The organism is Streptomyces sp. NPDC052064, from assembly GCF_055585925.1.
Genome location: NZ_JBVJJE010000008.1, coordinates 159999 through 176050, shown reverse-complemented (window position 1 = coordinate 176050; position 16052 = coordinate 159999). Strand labels below are relative to the sequence as shown.

At 70.2% G+C, this 16052-nt stretch carries 15 protein-coding genes; 12 read left to right on the top strand and 3 right to left on the bottom strand.

The annotated features are described in order from the left end of the window. Positions 1 to 22 precede the first annotated feature (22 nt). The 8 genes from coaD (at position 23) to mutM (ending at position 7524) form a co-directional block, all read left to right on the top strand. Complete coding sequence (gene coaD / locus ACZ6TU_RS22740) at positions 23 to 502, top strand: pantetheine-phosphate adenylyltransferase (RefSeq protein ID WP_037666994.1); 480 nt, start codon at positions 23 to 25, stop codon at positions 500 to 502. A gap of 121 nt (positions 503 to 623) precedes the next feature. Further along, positions 624 to 1739, top strand: a complete 1116-nt coding sequence (locus tag ACZ6TU_RS22735) for an ATP synthase F0 subunit B (protein ID WP_467676949.1) — start codon at positions 624 to 626, stop codon at positions 1737 to 1739. A gap of 129 nt (positions 1740 to 1868) precedes the next feature. After that, positions 1869 to 2513: a YceD family protein gene (locus ACZ6TU_RS22730; RefSeq protein ID WP_467676951.1), complete on the top strand. Its 645-nt coding sequence runs from the start codon at positions 1869 to 1871 to the stop codon at positions 2511 to 2513. 2 nt (positions 2514 to 2515) lie between these two features. Next, entirely contained in the window at positions 2516 to 2689 is a 174-nt protein-coding gene (rpmF, locus tag ACZ6TU_RS22725; RefSeq protein ID WP_003951102.1) for a 50S ribosomal protein L32, read from the top strand. A 7-nt stretch (positions 2690 to 2696) separates the two neighbouring features. Continuing rightward, positions 2697 to 3545, top strand: coding sequence for a ribonuclease III (gene rnc / locus ACZ6TU_RS22720; RefSeq protein WP_467676953.1), 849 nt, complete (start codon positions 2697 to 2699; stop codon positions 3543 to 3545). 111 nt (positions 3546 to 3656) lie between these two features. Then, the gene (locus ACZ6TU_RS22715; protein ID WP_467676955.1) at positions 3657 to 4094 is read left to right on the top strand and encodes a hypothetical protein; all 438 of its coding nucleotides are present in this window, start codon (positions 3657 to 3659) and stop codon (positions 4092 to 4094) included. Between the two features lie 322 nt (positions 4095 to 4416). Beyond that, positions 4417 to 6597, top strand: a complete 2181-nt coding sequence (locus tag ACZ6TU_RS22710; RefSeq protein WP_467676957.1) for a tetratricopeptide repeat protein — start codon at positions 4417 to 4419, stop codon at positions 6595 to 6597. A 66-nt stretch (positions 6598 to 6663) separates the two neighbouring features. Next, complete coding sequence (mutM, locus tag ACZ6TU_RS22705) at positions 6664 to 7524, top strand: bifunctional DNA-formamidopyrimidine glycosylase/DNA-(apurinic or apyrimidinic site) lyase (protein ID WP_467676959.1); 861 nt, start codon at positions 6664 to 6666, stop codon at positions 7522 to 7524. Here mutM and ACZ6TU_RS22700 read toward each other — a convergent pair. Then, positions 7514 to 7912, bottom strand: coding sequence for a winged helix-turn-helix transcriptional regulator (locus ACZ6TU_RS22700; protein ID WP_467676961.1), 399 nt, complete (start codon positions 7910 to 7912; stop codon positions 7514 to 7516). The two genes, mutM and ACZ6TU_RS22700, sit on opposite strands and share 11 nt — an antisense overlap. A 72-nt stretch (positions 7913 to 7984) precedes the next feature. Then, positions 7985 to 9181, bottom strand: a complete 1197-nt coding sequence (locus tag ACZ6TU_RS22695; RefSeq protein WP_469550600.1) for a CAP domain-containing protein — start codon at positions 9179 to 9181, stop codon at positions 7985 to 7987. 162 nt (positions 9182 to 9343) lie between these two features. Here ACZ6TU_RS22695 and ACZ6TU_RS22690 point away from each other — a divergent pair, with 162 nt between their 5' ends. The 4 genes from ACZ6TU_RS22690 (at position 9344) to ACZ6TU_RS22675 (ending at position 15642) form a co-directional block, all read left to right on the top strand. Beyond that, a complete protein-coding gene (locus ACZ6TU_RS22690; protein ID WP_467676965.1) occupies positions 9344 to 9625 on the top strand; it encodes an acylphosphatase in 282 nt (93 codons plus the stop codon). A 381-nt stretch (positions 9626 to 10006) separates the two neighbouring features. Further along, positions 10007 to 10210 (top strand): hypothetical protein, encoded by a 204-nt coding sequence (locus ACZ6TU_RS22685; RefSeq protein ID WP_003993245.1) that lies wholly within the window; start codon positions 10007 to 10009, stop codon positions 10208 to 10210. Positions 10211 to 10422: 212 nt separating this feature from the next. Continuing rightward, on the top strand, positions 10423 to 14001 hold the full coding sequence (gene smc, locus ACZ6TU_RS22680) for a chromosome segregation protein SMC (protein WP_469550597.1): 3579 nt from the start codon (positions 10423 to 10425) through the stop codon (positions 13999 to 14001). Positions 14002 to 14223: 222 nt separating this feature from the next. Then, entirely contained in the window at positions 14224 to 15642 is a 1419-nt protein-coding gene (locus ACZ6TU_RS22675) for a sugar porter family MFS transporter (protein ID WP_467676969.1), read from the top strand. 135 nt (positions 15643 to 15777) lie between these two features. On the opposite strand, the gene ACZ6TU_RS22670 is transcribed toward ACZ6TU_RS22675, so the two are convergent. Then, a complete protein-coding gene (locus ACZ6TU_RS22670; protein ID WP_469550595.1) occupies positions 15778 to 15999 on the bottom strand; it encodes a hypothetical protein in 222 nt (73 codons plus the stop codon). Between the last annotated feature and the right edge of the window lie 53 nt (positions 16000 to 16052).

The window sequence follows — 16052 nt, the reverse complement described above, 5'->3', positions numbered from 1 at the left end:
ACCGGAGAGCGAGGGATCACAAGTGCGCCGCGCCGTATGTCCCGGGTCGTTCGACCCGATCACCAACGGACACCTCGACATCATCTCCCGCGCCTCCAGGCTGTACGACGAGGTCTACGTCGCGGTGATGATCAACCAGTCGAAGAAGGGCCTGTTCGAGATCGACGAGCGGATCGACCTGATCCGCCGGGTCACCGCCGAGTACGGCAACGTCCGCGTCGAGGCCTTCCACGGCCTGCTCGTCGACTTCTGCAAGCAGCGCGACATCCCCGCCATCGTCAAGGGCCTGCGCGCGGTCAGCGACTTCGACTACGAGCTCCAGATGGCCCAGATGAACAACGGCCTCTCGGGCGTGGAGACCCTCTTCATCCCCACCAACCCCACCTACAGCTTCCTGTCGTCCTCCCTGGTCAAGGAGGTCGCGACCTGGGGCGGTGACGTCTCCCACCTGGTTCCCGCGGAGGTTCTCCAGGCCCTCACCGAGCGCCTGGGGCAGGACTGAACCCGCTCCCGGCGCCCCATCGAAGCCTGACAAGCCGTCACCCGGTGTTTTCCGGCATCCCCCTGGCCGTACAGTCGTCCCGTCCGTCTCCAACGCATCTGTAGAGAGTGGCGAGCACACGGTGGACGTGCAGAAGAAGCTCGACGAGATCGTCGCCGCGGTCTCCGGCGCCCGGTCCATGCCCATGTCGGCCTCGTGCGTGGTCAACCGCGCCGAACTGCTGTCCCTGCTGGAAGAGGTGCGCGCGGCGCTGCCCGGCTCCCTCGCCCAGGCGCAGGAGCTGATCGGCGACCGCGAGCAGATGGTCGAACAGGCCCGCCAGGAGGCCGAGCGGATCATCCAGACCGCGCACGCCGAGCGCGGCTCCCTGATCTCCGACACCGAGGTCGCCCGCCGCTCCCAGGCCGAGGCCGACCGGATCCTCGCCGAGGCCCGCCGGGAGGCCGAGGAGATCCGCGCCGAGGCCGACGACTACGTCGACTCCAAGCTCGCCAACTTCGAGGTCGTCCTCACCAAGACCCTGGGCTCGGTCGGCCGCGGCCGCGAGAAGCTCCTCGGCACCGGCCCCGGCACCGACGAGCAGGGCTACGAGGACGAGGACGCCCCCGAGCGCAGCCACGACCCGGAGACCCAGCGCCGTACCGCTGACGAGTACGTCGACATCAAGCTCGGCGCCTTCGAGGCGGTCCTCGCCAAGACCCTGGAGGCCGTCGGCCGTGGCCGGCAGAAGCTGCACGGCCGGATCGCCACCGACGACCTCGGCGCCCTCGCCGACGACACCAGCACCGTCCAGCACTCCAGCGACGCCGACTACCTCGCCGGCCTGGCCGCCATCGCGGAGGAGAAGCCCCCGGCCGAGCAGCCCGCCCAGCAGCAGGACTACGGCCGGCCGCAGCCGGCCTACTCGCCCACCTCCGGCTACGCTCCGGCGGGAGGTGCCCCCGTCCAGCAGCACCCCGACCCCTACGGCGGTTACCCGCAGCAGGCGTACGCCGCCCAGCAGGACCCGTACGGCTACCAGGCCGATCCCTACGGCTACCAGGGCTACGACCCGCAGCAGGCCGCGTACGACCCGAACCAGGCCCAGCAGGCGCAACAGGCCCAGCAGGGGCAGCAGGGGCACCAGAACCAGCATGGCCATCAGGGATACGCCCTGGACGAGACCAGCCTCTTCGACACCGGCATGATCAGCGCCGAGCAGCTCCGGGCCTACGAGCAGGGCCGCGGCAACGGCTGAGGACCGGATTGGGCCGACAGGCAAAGGTCCAGTATCCTGGCTCTTCGGTCGCGCGTACGTCCGCGATCAACGCTGCCCGGGAACACCGAAGGGCGGCGTCTCCCTCAGCTCGGCAGACCGAAAGCAGGAATGGCCCTGAACGCCCGCCTCGACCACCGCAACCCTCTCGTGTTCGATACGCACGAGCTGGGTCGGCGGCCCGGTGCGCTACAGCGCCTGACCCGCACGGTCGACGCTCCCAAGGACTTCGGTATCAAGGGAGTCATCGGAGTGCCGGAAGGCGCCCCGGTGGAGCTCGAACTCCGCCTGGAGTCGGTCATGGAAGGGGTGCTCGTCACAGGCACCGCCCGTGCCGCCGCCGAGGGGGAGTGCGTAAGGTGTCTGGAGCCGCTTCAGCTCGACGTCGAAGCGGAGTTCCAGGAGATGTTCTCGTACCCTGACGCCGACGACCGGGGCCGCGTGATCGCGGAACCGGGCGACGACGCCGAGGACGACGAGGACAGGCTCTTCCTCGAGGACGGCCTGTTCGACCTCGAGCCCGTGCTGCGTGATGCGGTGGTGCTCGCACTGCCGATGCAGCCGGTGTGCCAGGAAGACTGCCCTGGTCTGTGTGCCGAGTGCGGCGCACGGCTGGCGGACGACCCGGACCACCACCATGACGCCGTCGACATCCGTTGGGCGGCATTGCAGGGACTCGCCGACACCATGTCGGACGGCGAGAAGGACGAGATGAGCGGCGCCGAACCGGGCGTCGACGAGAAGCAGGAGAAGTAGCCGTGGCTGTTCCGAAGCGGAAGATGTCGCGCAGCAACACGCGCCACCGCCGGTCGCAGTGGAAGGCTGCGGTCCCCACCCTGGTTGCGTGCGAGCGCTGCCACGAGCCCAAGCAGCAGCACATCGCGTGCCCCTCTTGCGGCACTTACAACAAGCGCCAGGTCCTCGAGGTCTGAGCGGCTGGTGAGAGGCACTGTGTCCACGCCTAAGAACAAGTCTTCCCGTGTGAGCGGGAACGCAACGGCGGACAACCAGGCCTCGTCCCACACGCTTCTGGAAGGGCGGCTCGGCTACAAGGTCGAGTCCGCCCTTCTGGTGCGAGCACTGACCCACCGGTCGTACGCATACGAGAACGGCGGTCTGCCGACCAACGAGCGCCTGGAGTTCCTCGGGGACTCCGTGCTCGGCCTGGTCGTCACGGACACGCTGTACCGCACCCACCCCGACCTGCCCGAAGGCCAGCTGGCCAAGCTGCGGGCCGCGGTGGTGAACTCGCGTGCGCTTGCGGAGGTGGGGCGCGGGCTCGACCTGGGCTCCTTCATCCGGCTCGGCCGGGGTGAAGAGGGCACGGGCGGCCGGGACAAGGCGTCCATCCTCGCCGACACCCTCGAAGCGGTGATCGGCGCGGTCTATCTCGACCAGGGCCTGGACTCGGCGGCGGAGCTGGTGCACCGCCTGTTCGACCCCCTGATCGAGAAGTCCTCGAATCTCGGAGCCGGCCTGGACTGGAAGACCAGTCTCCAGGAGCTCACCGCGACCGAGGGGCTCGGCGTGCCCGAGTACCTGGTCACGGAGACCGGCCCCGACCACGAGAAGACCTTCACTGCTGCCGCCCGCGTCGGAGGCGTCTCGTACGGCACCGGCACCGGCCGCAGCAAGAAGGAGGCGGAGCAGCAGGCCGCCGAGTCCGCGTGGCGGTCCATCCGGGCCGCGGCGGACGAGCGCGCCAAGGCGGCCAAGGACGCCGAGGCGACGCAGACGGCGGCGGCTCAGGCCGCCCACACGGCCGTCGACGGCAGCGTCGACGGCTGACAGCCACCGCCCGGCGCCTCGGCCGGGCGGTCGGCACAGCACAGCGCAATCCGAGCGCCCGCCCCTGCAGGGCGGGCGCTCGGCCCATCCAGGGGGTGCGAGGGGGGAAGGATGTCGGGGGACGTCGTACAGGTGGTCGGGGAGATCACCCCCTACATCACCGCGGCCGCGGGCGCCTACGGCGTCGCCGTACTGGCCCGCACGCAGGACGAGGCCGCAAGCGCGACCGTCGCTCTGGGCCGACGGCTGGCGCAGCGGATCTTCGGCAGCCGCGCGGACGGCGAGGAACTTCCCGAAGCCCTCGCCGACGTGGTCGAGGAACCGGACGACCCGGATACCACCGCCGCGCTGCGCAAGGCCATCCGCAAGGCGCTCCTGGCCGACGAGGAACTGGCGGCCGACGTATGTGCGCTGCTGGTCCGAGCACCTGCCGCCATCCGTACCGGCGACGGCTCCCAGGTCGTCACCGGCAGTGTGATCGGCGGGGACAGCATCCAGATCGGCTCGGTCGGCGGCGATGTCCACTTCGGTCCCGCCGCCCGCGACTGACCTGGGAGAACGGATGGCGGCACGACCCGAGCGGAGTCGGGTGGAGCACTCGGCCGTCGGCAGGGACTTGTTCCAGTTCGGAGATGTCTCCGGTGACGTCACCCTGATCACCGGCCCCGAGGGAACCGTCCGCCTGCCTTCGGAGGAGCAGACCGGCACCGCCCCGCCTGCTCCGTCAGCCGTGGGGTGTGTCCGTGTCAGGGACGCCGACCCGATGAGGCTGGGGGTCCACCGCTCTATTCGCGTCACAGGTGCCGAGTCCACGGCATTGCCCGTCTACGTACCCCGTGACCTGGACGATCGGGACGGTGGGGTGCGTCCGATGATCAGAGCGGCCGCACGGCACGGCGGATTCGTTCTCCTGGTGGGTGGCTCATCGGTCGGCAAGACCCGGTCGCTCTACGAGGCGATCCGCGCCCTGCTGCCCGACTGGTGGCTACTGCATCCTGCCGATGCCGGCAGGATCGCTCCCGTCATGGACCAGTTGCCCGGCCGGCTGGTGATCTGGCTCGACGAACTACAGAATCATGTGTCCGGCACGCACCAGCTCACGGCGGCGACCGTCCGAGCCCTGCTGGCCCGGCCGGATCCCGTGGTGCTCGTGGGCACGCTCTGGCCGCACTACTACGACGCCTGGACTGCGACACCCCTCTCCGCGACGGACGAGGACCGACACCGTGCCGAGCGGGAACTGCTCAAGCTCGCGGAGACAGTGCACGTCAGCGCCGTTCTCAGCCCCGCCGAACGGGAACGCGCGGTTGCTCTCGCCGAGTCGGACGGCCGGCTGCGCGTGGCTCTGGAGTCCCAGGACTTCGGGTTGACCCAGGTCATCGCCGGCGCTCCGCAGCTCGTCCATCGGTGGGAGAACGCCGACCCATATGCCCGCGCCCTGATGACCGCGGCCGTGGACGCGACCCTCATCGGGGTCCAATCACCCATCCCGGAGGGGCTCCTGCGATCCGCCGCGCCGGGCTACTGCAGCCCCGCCCAACGGGCCGGCGCCTCGGACGGCTGGTTCGAGGAAGCGCTCGGCTACGCGACCGGACCGCTGCTGGGCGCCACCTCGGCTCTCGTCCCCGTCAGCCACGGCACTGAGATGGGGCGTCCCGACGGCTATCGGGTGGCCGACTACGTTCTGCACCACACCGGCCGGGCTCAACGTGCCGTACCGCCGCCGGAGACCTTCTGGCAGGCATGCGCCGAGCATCTCACCGACCGTGCGGATGTCGTCAGGACGGGAGCGGCCGCCGCTGCACGGCAACGCCTCGCTGCCGCCGTTCCCTTGTTGCGCAAGGCGGTCGAGGCGGGCTCCGTGTCCGCCATGTGCGAGCTCGGTGAGCTGTACCGCCGGTCGGGGGACGCGGCCGGTGCCCAGGAGATGGCCGACCGGCTGACGGCGTCCAGCGCCCCGGACGCCGCTCTGTACCGGACGATTCTGGCGGGCTGGGACTTCGAGGAACTGCTCGACCTGGCGGAGGCCGGCAACAAGTACGCGGTCGGCCATCTCATCGAGTACGGGGACCCCCAGCTGGCGATCGAACTGCTGCTGGACGATCTCGACCCGGACGACCTGTGGTCCTGGTACCGGCTGGCGGAGCTCTTCCATGACGAGGACGAGAACGAACGGGCCATCCCCATCCTGGAGATGCTCCACCGACGCGAGTACCCCGACGCCCTCCTGTTCCTCGCCGAGCTGCACAAGGAAGAGGGCAACGTCGAGCAGCTGTACGAGCTCGCGGAGGACGGGTACTTCGACGCGGCCTGCTGTCTCGCCGACCTTCTCCACGAGAAGGGCCGAACGGACGAGGGCATCGAGATGCTCTGGGACTTCGTGGATCAGGGCAACGGCGAGGTCGACTTCATGCTGGCCCATCTGCTGGCGCAGAGCGGTGACGTCGACACGTTGCTGGAGCGGGCGGCGGACGGGCACGCCGATGCGGCGCGGGAGGCGGCTCGGCTCCTGCGGGACCGAGGTGACGTCGAGCAGGCGGTGGCGGTTCTCACCCGTCACGCCGACGAGGGTTCTTACGTGGGCGGGGACTTGGCCGAACTGCTGCGCGTCACCGGGCGGGTGGAGGACCTGCGGGCGCGCGCGGCGTCCGGTGACACCTACGCGGTGGGCGAGCTGACCAGACTGGCCATCGAGGAGGACGATCTCGACGAGGCCGTCCGGCTGCATGCCCTCGGAGGCCGCACAGCCGGCTTGTTCGACACCACGCGTGAGCTCGTGAACGCCCTCGTGGCGCGTGGCGAGACCGACCGGGCCGTAGCCCTCCTCACCGGACCCGGCGGGGACACTCCGCCCTACCACCGACGAGACCTGCTCAAGAAACTCGGCCGGACCGAGGAGCTGCGCGCGCTCATCGACCAGGGTGATCACCACGCCGTGAGGGACCTCGTCGAGGTGCTCCGGGCCCAGGGCGGGGCGGACGAGGCCTATGCCTTGCGGACCCGGGGTCTCACCGCCGACGGCCGAGTACTGCCGACCGGCCCGCCGGACTGACGGTAAGGCCGCGCTACGCTGCGGACGCATGTCCCTGCGTTCAGGGATCGGAGAAGAAGGAGAGCCGTGCCCGAGTTGCCCGAGGTCGAGGTCGTACGGCGCGGTCTGGAGCGGTGGGTCGCCCACCGGACCGTCGCCGAGGCCGAGGTGCTGCACGCGCGCGCGGTGCGCCGCCACCTCGCGGGCGCCGACGACTTCGCGCACCGCCTGAAGGGCCACCGCATCGGCGTCCCGAGCCGCCGCGGCAAGTACCTGTGGCTGCCCCTGGAGGACACGGACCAGTCGATCCTGGCCCACCTCGGCATGAGCGGCCAGCTGCTGGTCCAGCCGCAGACGGCCCCGGACGAGAAGCACCTGCGCATCCGCGTCCGCTTCACCGACGCCCTGGACACCGAACTCCGCTTCGTCGACCAGCGCACCTTCGGCGGCCTGTCGCTGCACGACAACACCCCCGACGGCCTGCCCGACGTCATCGCCCACATCGCCCGCGACCCGCTCGATCCGCTCTTCGACGACGAGGCCTTCCACCGGGCGCTGCGCCGCAAGCGGTCCACGATCAAGCGGGCCCTGCTCGACCAGTCGCTGATCAGCGGCGTCGGCAACATCTACGCGGACGAGGCCCTGTGGCGCGCCCGCATCCACTACGAGCGCCCGACCGCGACCTTCACCCGCCCACGGGCCCTGCTGCTCCTGGGGCATGTGCGGGACGTGATGAACGCGGCCCTCGCGGTGGGCGGCACCAGCTTCGACAGCCTGTACGTCAACGTCAACGGCGAGTCGGGCTATTTCGACCGGTCCCTCGACGCCTACGGCCGCGAGGGCCTGCCCTGCCGGCGCTGCGGCACCCCGATACGCCGACGGCCCTGGATGAACCGGTCGAGCTACTACTGCCCGAAGTGCCAGCGGCCCCCGAGGATCACGCCCTAGCGGAGTCGTACCGCTCCCGCGCGGCCAGGACGTCGTCCATGTTGCCCTCCACGAAGTGGATCAGGGCGAGCAGCCGCTCGGCCACGCCGTGTCCCAGCGGCGTCAGTTCGTAGTCCACGCGGGGCGGATTGGTCGGCTGCGCCTCGCGGTGCACCAGGCCGTCGCGCTCCAGCGCGTGCAGCGTCTGGGAGAGCATCTTCTCGCTGACGCCGTCGACGCGGCGACGCAGCTCGTTGAAGCGGAGCGAACCCTCGTACAGGGCGCCCAGCGTCAGTGCGCCCCAGCGGCCCGTGACGTGCTCCAGCGTGCCGCGCGAGGGACAGGCCTTGGCGAACACGTTGTACGGGAGGTCGTCCAGCCCCGCCGTGGGCTCCTGGGTGGTGGTCATATGCCCAGCCTACGCCAGTGCAGCGCTGACCAACAGATTGCGCTAACTCTTGGTTAGCGCTCCTGGTGGGGCTCAGTAGCCGAAGTTCTGGGTCCACCACGGACCGCCCGACCCGAACTCGACACCGACGCCGAGCGTCTTGAAGTCGCAGTTCAGGATGTTGGCGCGGTGGCCGGGGCTGTTCATCCAGGCGTCCATCACGGCCGCGGCGTCGGCCTGGCCGCGGGCTATGTTCTCCCCGCCGAGGTTGGATATCCCGGCCTTCTCGGCCCGGTCCCACGGCGTCCTGCCGTCCGGGTCGGTGTGGTCGAAGAAGCCCCGCGCGGCCATGTCCTCGCTGTAGTTCTGCGCCAGCTCGGTCAGCGCGCTGTTCGCGGCGACCGCGCTGCACCCCACCTTGGCCCGCTCCTCGTTCACGAGCTTGAGCACCTGGGCCGCGGCGGCGGACTCCTCGGAGAGGACGGCGGACGCGCTGGGTTTCTGCGGCGCCTTCGTGGCCGTACGGGAGGGGGTGTTGTCGGGCTTCTCGCTGGGGGTGGCCGCCGGCTTCTTCTTCTCCGGGGTCTTCTCCGGGGTCTTCTCCTGCGTCTTCTCCGGCTTCTCCGGCTTCTCCGGCTTCTCCGGCTTCTCCGGCTTCTCCGGCTTCTCCGGCGTCTTCGTCGGCGCGGCCGACGACTTCGAGGCGGACGGCGACGGCGACAGGGAACGCTCGGCGTCCCGGCTCGTGGGCGCGCCGTCCCGGTCGTCGGCGCTGCCGGTGGTGCCGCCCTGCTCGATCGGGCTGTTCGTCGGGGTGTCCCCGGCCTGCACCTTGTCGGCGCCGCCGCCACCACCGAGCTGGTAGTTCTCGAGGCCGGGCACCGCGCCCGTCGCGACCGCGACCGTGCCGAGGGCGACCGCCGCGGACACGCCGAGCAGCCCGGTGCGCATCGGCCGCGCGGTCTTCTTCCGGCGGCGGTGGGAGCCCGGGCGCCGGGCGCCGCCGTCGGGCGTGAAGCCGTCGGCGGCGAAGGCGGCCGTGTCGGCAGTCCGGGCGTCATACCCGTCACCCGACTCGGAGGCACCCGTGTCGAACAGGTAGGCATCGCTCGTCGCGTAGGTGTCGGCGTACGCCTCGGGGTTCAGGTAGGGCGCGATGCCCATCGTCGGGCCGTCTCCCGCGGTGGGGTGCAGCGGGTCCTGGCCCGCCACGGAGCCGTCGGCCTGCGTGATCCCCGTGGCGCGGCCCGTGGCGGCGCGGCCGGCGGCGGAGCGTCGGTGGCGTCCCATGTCCTGGCCTTCCTCGTCCTGGCGGTCGACTCGTCCTCGAGATCAACACCAAACTCACTCGATCGTGTGAGTTTCATATGAGATTCGTTGGGTGGGGACGGTACCGCATGGCGCAAGTGGAGGAAGTGTCCGGAGAGGAGATCGGGCGGTTAGGTTGCAGTCATGAGCGAGGATGTGCGACTGGTCGCCTGGGTGCGTGGACGCGTCCAAGGTGTGGGTTTCCGCTGGTTCACACGGGCCAAGGCCCTGGAGATCGGCGGCCTGAGTGGTTTTGCTCTCAATTTGGGAGACGGACGCGTCCAGGTGGTCGCGGAGGGCGCGCGAGAGGGCTGTGAAGGCCTGCTGGAGTGGCTCCGGAGTGACGACACGCCCGGCCGCGTGGACGGCGTCACCGAGATCTGGGACACACCTCGCGGCGGCTACGAGGGCTTCGCCGTCCGCTGATCCCACACCGCCGGGCGGCCCCCGGGGCCGCCCGCGGACCGGTCGCCGACGGCCGCCTCGGACGGAAACTTGCTGGTGATTGCCAAGAATCACTTGCCTTGGCAGGCCGCACACGCAAGGATGATCGCCACGCCCCGAGGGCCCCGCAGAAGTCGCAGCACCGCCGTTCCAGGCCGTGCGCGCCCGGGTCGCCGCCAATACGGGGCGTGATCGTGTTGACCGTCAAACTTTTTGGTGAGACGCTGAAAGCACCCCGCGCACCTAGCTGTTTGGCATGGCTGAACGGCAGTACAACTCCAGGCCCTGCCAAGACTGCGGGTGCGGAATCCCTCACGACCCACACCGCATCGGTCGGTCACTCATTGTGGAGGACCATCCATCATGGCAAAGGCGCTTCTCGGTTACGTCGGCGGCTCCGACCCGCGACTCCTCGCCGAGATGCGACGGCTCCAGCAGCGCGTCCAGGACCTGGAATCCGAGCTTGTACGGATCCAGGCTGAGAACGAAGCGCTGACGGCTGCCGCTTCTCACGACAGGATCATGGAGAGCGTTGACGCACACCAGGCGGAGCCTGCGCTCACCTGATCACTGCACCGCTCCACAACAGCACCGCAGTGGTTGGGCCGCCCGTCACAACCGCTGAGTTGTCAGAAGTGCAAGGGACGCCGTCGGCGTCCCTTCTTTCTTTCCCCCGCGCATCCTTCCACTGTCTTTAACGTCTGATGTGCCCTGCGCGTTCAGCGGCGAAACCGTGGGTTCATGGAGTGAGACGAACCCGAGCGGTAGAGTCCAGCGGCGTGCACCTCAAGGCCCTGACCCTCCGCGGGTTCAAGTCGTTCGCCTCGGCGACCACCCTCCGGTTCGAGCCGGGGATCACGTGCGTCGTCGGACCGAACGGCTCGGGCAAGTCCAACGTCGTCGACGCGCTCAGCTGGGTCATGGGCGAGCAGGGCGCCAAGTCGCTGCGCGGCGGCAAGATGGAGGACGTCATCTTCGCCGGCACCACCGGCCGCCCACCGCTGGGCCGGGCCGAGGTGTCCCTGACCATCGACAACTCCGACGGGGCCCTGCCCATCGAGTACGCCGAGGTCACCATCACGCGGATCATGTTCCGCAACGGTGGCAGCGAGTACCAGATCAACGGCGACACCTGCCGCCTCCTCGACATCCAGGAGCTCCTCTCCGACTCCGGCATCGGCCGCGAGATGCACGTCATCGTCGGTCAGGGCCAGCTCGACTCCGTGCTGCACGCCGACCCCATGGGCCGCCGCGCGTTCATCGAGGAGGCCGCCGGCGTCCTCAAGCACCGCAAGCGCAAGGAGAAGGCGCTGCGCAAACTGGACGCGATGCAGGCCAACCTCGCGCGCGTGCAGGACCTCACCGACGAGCTCAGGCGCCAGCTCAAGCCTCTCGGCCGTCAGGCCGCCGTGGCCCGTCGGGCCGCCGTCATCCAGGCCGACCTGCGTGACGCCCGGCTGCGGCTGCTGGCCGACGACCTCGTGCGGCTCCGGGAAGCCCTCAAGGCCGAGGTCGCCGACGAGGCCGCGCTGAAGGAGCGCAAGGAGGCCGCCGAGCAGGAGCTGCGCAGGGCGCTCCAGCGCGAGGCCCTCCTGGAGGACGAGGTACGGCAGCTCACGCCGCGCCTCCAGCGCGCGCAGCAGACCTGGTACGAGCTCTCGCAGCTCGCCGAGCGGGTGCGCGGCACGATCTCGCTGGCCGACGCCCGCGTGAAGAGCGCCACCTCCGCCCCTCCCGAAGAGCGGCGCGGCCGCGACCCGGAGGACATGGAGCGCGAGGCCGCCCGCATCCGCGAGCAGGAGGCCGAGCTGGAAGCGGCCCTGGACGCGGCCGAACGCGCCCTGGAGGACACGGTCGCCCACCGCGCCGAGCTGGAACGCGCGCTCACCCAGGAGGAACGGCGCCTGAGGGACGCCGCCCGGGCCATCGCCGACCGGCGCGAGGGCCTGGCCCGGCTCAGCGGCCAGGTCAACGCCGCCCGCTCCCGCGCCGCCTCCGCCCAGGCCGAGATCGAACGCCTGGCCGCCGCCCGTGACGAGGCGCAGGAACGTGCAGTCGCCGCGCAGGAGGAGTACGAGGCACTCAAGGCCGAGGTCGACGGCCTCGACGCCGGCGACGCGGAACTCGCAGAACAGCACGAGACGGCGAAGCAGCAGCTCACCGAGGCCGAGGCCGCCCTCACGGCAGCTCGCGAGGCGAGCACGGCGGCGGAACGCAAACGCGCCGCGACCCAGGCCCGCCACGAGGCCCTGGCGCTCGGCCTGCGCCGCAAGGACGGCACCGGGATACTGCTCGCGGCGAAGGACCGTCTCTCCGGCCTCCTCGGCCCGGCGGCGGAACTCCTGACGGTGACCCCCGGCCACGAAGTCGCCCTGGCCGCAGCGTTCGGTGTCGCCGCCGACGCCCTGGCCGTCACCACCCCGTCCGCGGCCGCCGACGCCATCCGCCTGCTGCGCAAACAGGACGGAGGCCGGGCAACTCTGCTCCTGGCGGGAGATCCTCGCCCTGGGGGCGCGGGGAACTGCGCGACCGGCCACGACGGTCCCGCAGACGCACGACACACGTTCGCCGCCGACCTGGTCCGCGGCCCCTCCGAACTGATGCCTGCCGTACGACGGCTGCTCCACGGCATCGTCGTCGTCGGCACCCTCGAAGACGCCGAAGAACTCGTCTACGCCCACCCCGACCTCACCGCCGTAACGGCCGAAGGCGATCTCCTCAGCGCCCACTTCGCCCACGGCGGCTCCGCAGGCGCCCCCAGCCTCCTCGAAGTACAGGCCTCCGTGGACGAGGCCGCAGCCGAGCTCGAAGAGCTGGCCGTCCGCTGCGAGGCGCTGACCGAGGCCCAGCAGACGGCGGTGGAACGCCGTAAGGAGTGCGCCGCGCTGGTCGAGGAGCTGGGGGAGCGGCGCCGGGCCGCCGACCGGGAGAAGTCGGCCGTCGCCCAGCAGCTCGGCCGGCTCGCCGGGCAGGCACGGGGAGCGGCGGGGGAGGCCGAGCGGTCCACCGCCGCCGCGGCCCGGGCACAGGAGGCCCTCGACAAGGCACTCGCGGAGGTCGAGGAACTCGCCGAGCGGCTCGCTGTCGCCGAGGAGATGCCGATCGAGGAGGAGCCCGACACCTCCGTACGGGACCGGCTCGCCGCCGATGGTGCCAACGCGCGCCAGACGGAGATGGAGGCCCGCCTCCAGGTCCGTACGCACGAGGAACGGGTCAAGGGCCTGGCCGGCCGGGCCGACTCCCTGGACCGGGCCGCCCGCGCGGAACGCGAGGCACGCGCGCGTGCCGAGCAGCGGAGGGCCCGGCTGCGGCACGAGGCCGCCGTCGCGGAGGCCGTCGGCTCGGGCGCCCGGCAGCTGCTCGCGCACGTCGAGGTCTCCCTCACCCGCGCCGACGAGGAGCGCACCGCCGCCGAAGCCGCCAAGGCCCGCCGCGAACAGGAACTCGCCCGTGCCCGCACCGAGGGACGCGATCTCAAGGCCGAGCTCGACAAGTTGACGGATTCGGTCCACCGCGGCGAGGTACTCGGCGCCGAGAAGCGGCTGCGGATCGAGCAGCTGGAGACCAAGGCGCTGGAGGAGCTGGGTGTCGAACCGGCGGGGCTGGTGGCGGAGTACGGACCGCACCAGCTCGTGCCGCCCTCGCCCCCCGCCGAGGGCGAGGAGCTGCCGGAGGACCCGGAGCACCCGCGCAACCGGCCGAAGCCGTTCGTCCGGTCCGAGCAGGAGAAACGTCTGAAGTCGGCCGAGCGCGCCTACCAGCAGCTCGGGAAGGTGAACCCGCTCGCCCTGGAGGAGTTCGCGGCGCTGGAGGAACGCCACCAGTTCCTCAGCGAGCAGCTCGAGGACCTCAAGAAGACGCGGGCGGATCTCCTCCAGGTGGTGAAGGAGGTCGACGAGCGCGTCGAGCAGGTCTTCACCGAGGCCTACCGGGACACGGCCCGCGAGTTCGAGGGCGTCTTCAGCCGGCTGTTCCCGGGTGGTGAGGGGCGGCTGATCCTGACCGACCCCGACAACATGCTCACCACGGGCGTGGACGTCGAGGCCCGTCCGCCGGGCAAGAAGGTCAAGCGGTTGTCGCTGCTCTCCGGCGGGGAGCGGTCGCTGACCGCCGTGGCGCTGCTCGTGTCGATCTTCAAGGCACGGCCGAGCCCGTTCTACGTCATGGACGAGGTCGAGGCCGCTCTTGACGACACCAACCTCCAGCGGCTCATCCGGATCATGCAGGAGCTCCAGGAAGCCTCCCAGCTGATCGTGATCACGCACCAGAAACGCACGATGGAGGTCGCCGACGCGCTCTACGGCGTCTCCATGCAGGGCGACGGTGTGTCGAAGGTCATCAGCCAGCGCCTCCGCTAGGTGAGTGTGCTCTACACCGGTCTCACCTGCGGCCCTCGGTGACTTCAATTCTTGAACACATCACCGACACACTCCTGCCTCAGATTCACAGCTACTGATCTATTGACTTCGAAACTTGAAGGCATAGTCTCGGCAACGTTCCTTTTACCTTCAGGTACCTTCAGGTGGCACCTCGAAGGCTGATCCGCTCCGGCAGCGTTGCCGGTGGCCCGAGGAGTACACGTGACCAGCACAGCGCAGGCACCCAAGTCAGGAGCCAGGGCGGCTCATCCCGAGCATCTCGGGCATGTCATCTTCATCGCGGCGGCGGCCGCGATGGGCGGTTTCCTCTTCGGCTACGACAGTTCCGTGATCAACGGCGCCGTCGAGGCCATCCGGGACCGCTATGACGTCGGCTCCGCAGCCCTCGCCCAGGTCATCGCCATCGCCCTCATCGGCTGCGCCATCGGCGCCGCGACCGCCGGCCGCATAGCCGACCGCATCGGCCGCATCCGGTGCATGCAGATCGCCGCGGTCCTCTTCACCGTCAGCGCCGTCGGCTCCGCGCTCCCCTTCGCCCTGTGGGACCTCGCCTTCTGGCGCGTCGTCGGCGGCTTCGCCATCGGCATGGCCTCGGTGATCGGCCCGGCCTACATCGCCGAGGTCGCCCCGCCCGCCTACCGCGGTCGGCTCGGCTCCTTCCAGCAGGCCGCGATCGTCATCGGCATCGCCGTGTCGCAGCTGGTCAACTGGGGTGTACTGAACGCCGCCGACGGTGACCAGCGCGGCAAGCTGATGGGCCTGGAAGCCTGGCAGGTCATGCTCGGCGTCATGGTCGTCCCGGCCGTCCTCTACGGGCTGCTCTCCTTCGTCATCCCGGAGTCCCCGCGCTTCCTCATCTCCGTCGGCAAGCACGAGCGCGCCCGGGAGATCCTCACCGAGGTCGAGGGCAAGGACGTCGACCTGGACGCCCGTGTCACCGAGATCGAGCACGCCATGAAGAGCGAGCACAAGTCCAGCTTCAAGGACCTGCTCGGCGGCGGCTTCTTCTTCAAGCCGATCGTCTGGGTCGGCATCGGCCTGTCGGTCTTCCAGCAGTTCGTCGGCATCAACGTCGCGTTCTACTACTCCTCGACGCTGTGGCAGTCGGTCGGTGTCGACCCGACGGACTCGTTCTTCTACTCCTTCACCACGTCGATCATCAACATCGTCGGCACCGTCATCGCGATGATCTTCGTCGACCGCATCGGCCGCCGGCCGCTCGCGATCATCGGCTCGGTCGGCATGGTCGTCGGCCTGGCGCTGGAGGCCTGGGCGTTCTCGTACCACCTGGTCGACGGGAAGCTGCCCGCCACGCAGGGCTGGATCGCCCTGATCGCCGCGCACATCTTCGTCCTCTTCTTCGCCCTGTCCTGGGGTGTGGTCGTCTGGGTCTTCCTCGGCGAGATGTTCCCCAACAAGATCCGCGCCGCCGCCCTGGGTGTGGCCGCCGCCGCGCAGTGGATCGCCAACTGGGCCATCACCGCGAGCTTCCCGTCGCTGGCCGACTGGAACCTGTCCGCGACCTACGTGATCTACACCGCGTTCGCCGCGCTCTCCATCCCGTTCGTCCTGAAGTTCGTCAAGGAGACGAAGGGCAAGGCCCTGGAGGAGATGGGCTGAGCCCGTCCCGCACACTCGGGGAGGAGGGCCAAAGTCCCCGCTGCCCCCTCCCCGTAACCCGCCGTCGCCCCGGTTCGGCCACTGCCAGAGCCGGGGCGGCGGTCTCTTGTGTCACCGGACGACGCCGCCCCCCGATCACCCGGGCGGGCAGCGCGGCGACTTCCAGGTCCCGCAGCCGCCGTACCAGACTCTGCCGGTGCTTCGCGAGCCTCGCGGCCGCCGCGTGCTCTCGGCGATCGCGTCGAGGTGGTCACGCGGCAGCGCCGCCTCGTCCAGGAACTCCGCGACATCCTCGGCCTCGATCTCCAGATCACCGTCGGCCGACACCGGAAGGAACCGGGCGCCCAGCGCACGCACCGGCTCCGATACCCGCACTGTCGTGCGTCAGGATGCAAAGCCGGCCGAGTCGT

Excerpts from the sequence above, each read along its gene's own strand:
- ACZ6TU_RS22730 (WP_467676951.1), top strand. The coding sequence starts at position 1,869 with ATGGCCCTGAACGCCCGCCTCGACCACCGCAACCCTCTCGTGTTCGAT.
- ACZ6TU_RS22715 (WP_467676955.1), top strand. The coding sequence starts at position 3,657 with ATGTCGGGGGACGTCGTACAGGTGGTCGGGGAGATCACCCCCTACATC.
- ACZ6TU_RS22710 (WP_467676957.1), top strand. The coding sequence starts at position 4,417 with ATGATCAGAGCGGCCGCACGGCACGGCGGATTCGTTCTCCTGGTGGGT.
- ACZ6TU_RS22700 (WP_467676961.1), bottom strand. The coding sequence starts at position 7,912 with ATGACCACCACCCAGGAGCCCACGGCGGGGCTGGACGACCTCCCGTAC.
- ACZ6TU_RS22695 (WP_469550600.1), bottom strand. The coding sequence starts at position 9,181 with ATGGGACGCCACCGACGCTCCGCCGCCGGCCGCGCCGCCACGGGCCGC.
- ACZ6TU_RS22690 (WP_467676965.1), top strand. The coding sequence starts at position 9,344 with ATGAGCGAGGATGTGCGACTGGTCGCCTGGGTGCGTGGACGCGTCCAA.
- ACZ6TU_RS22685 (WP_003993245.1), top strand. The coding sequence starts at position 10,007 with ATGGCAAAGGCGCTTCTCGGTTACGTCGGCGGCTCCGACCCGCGACTC.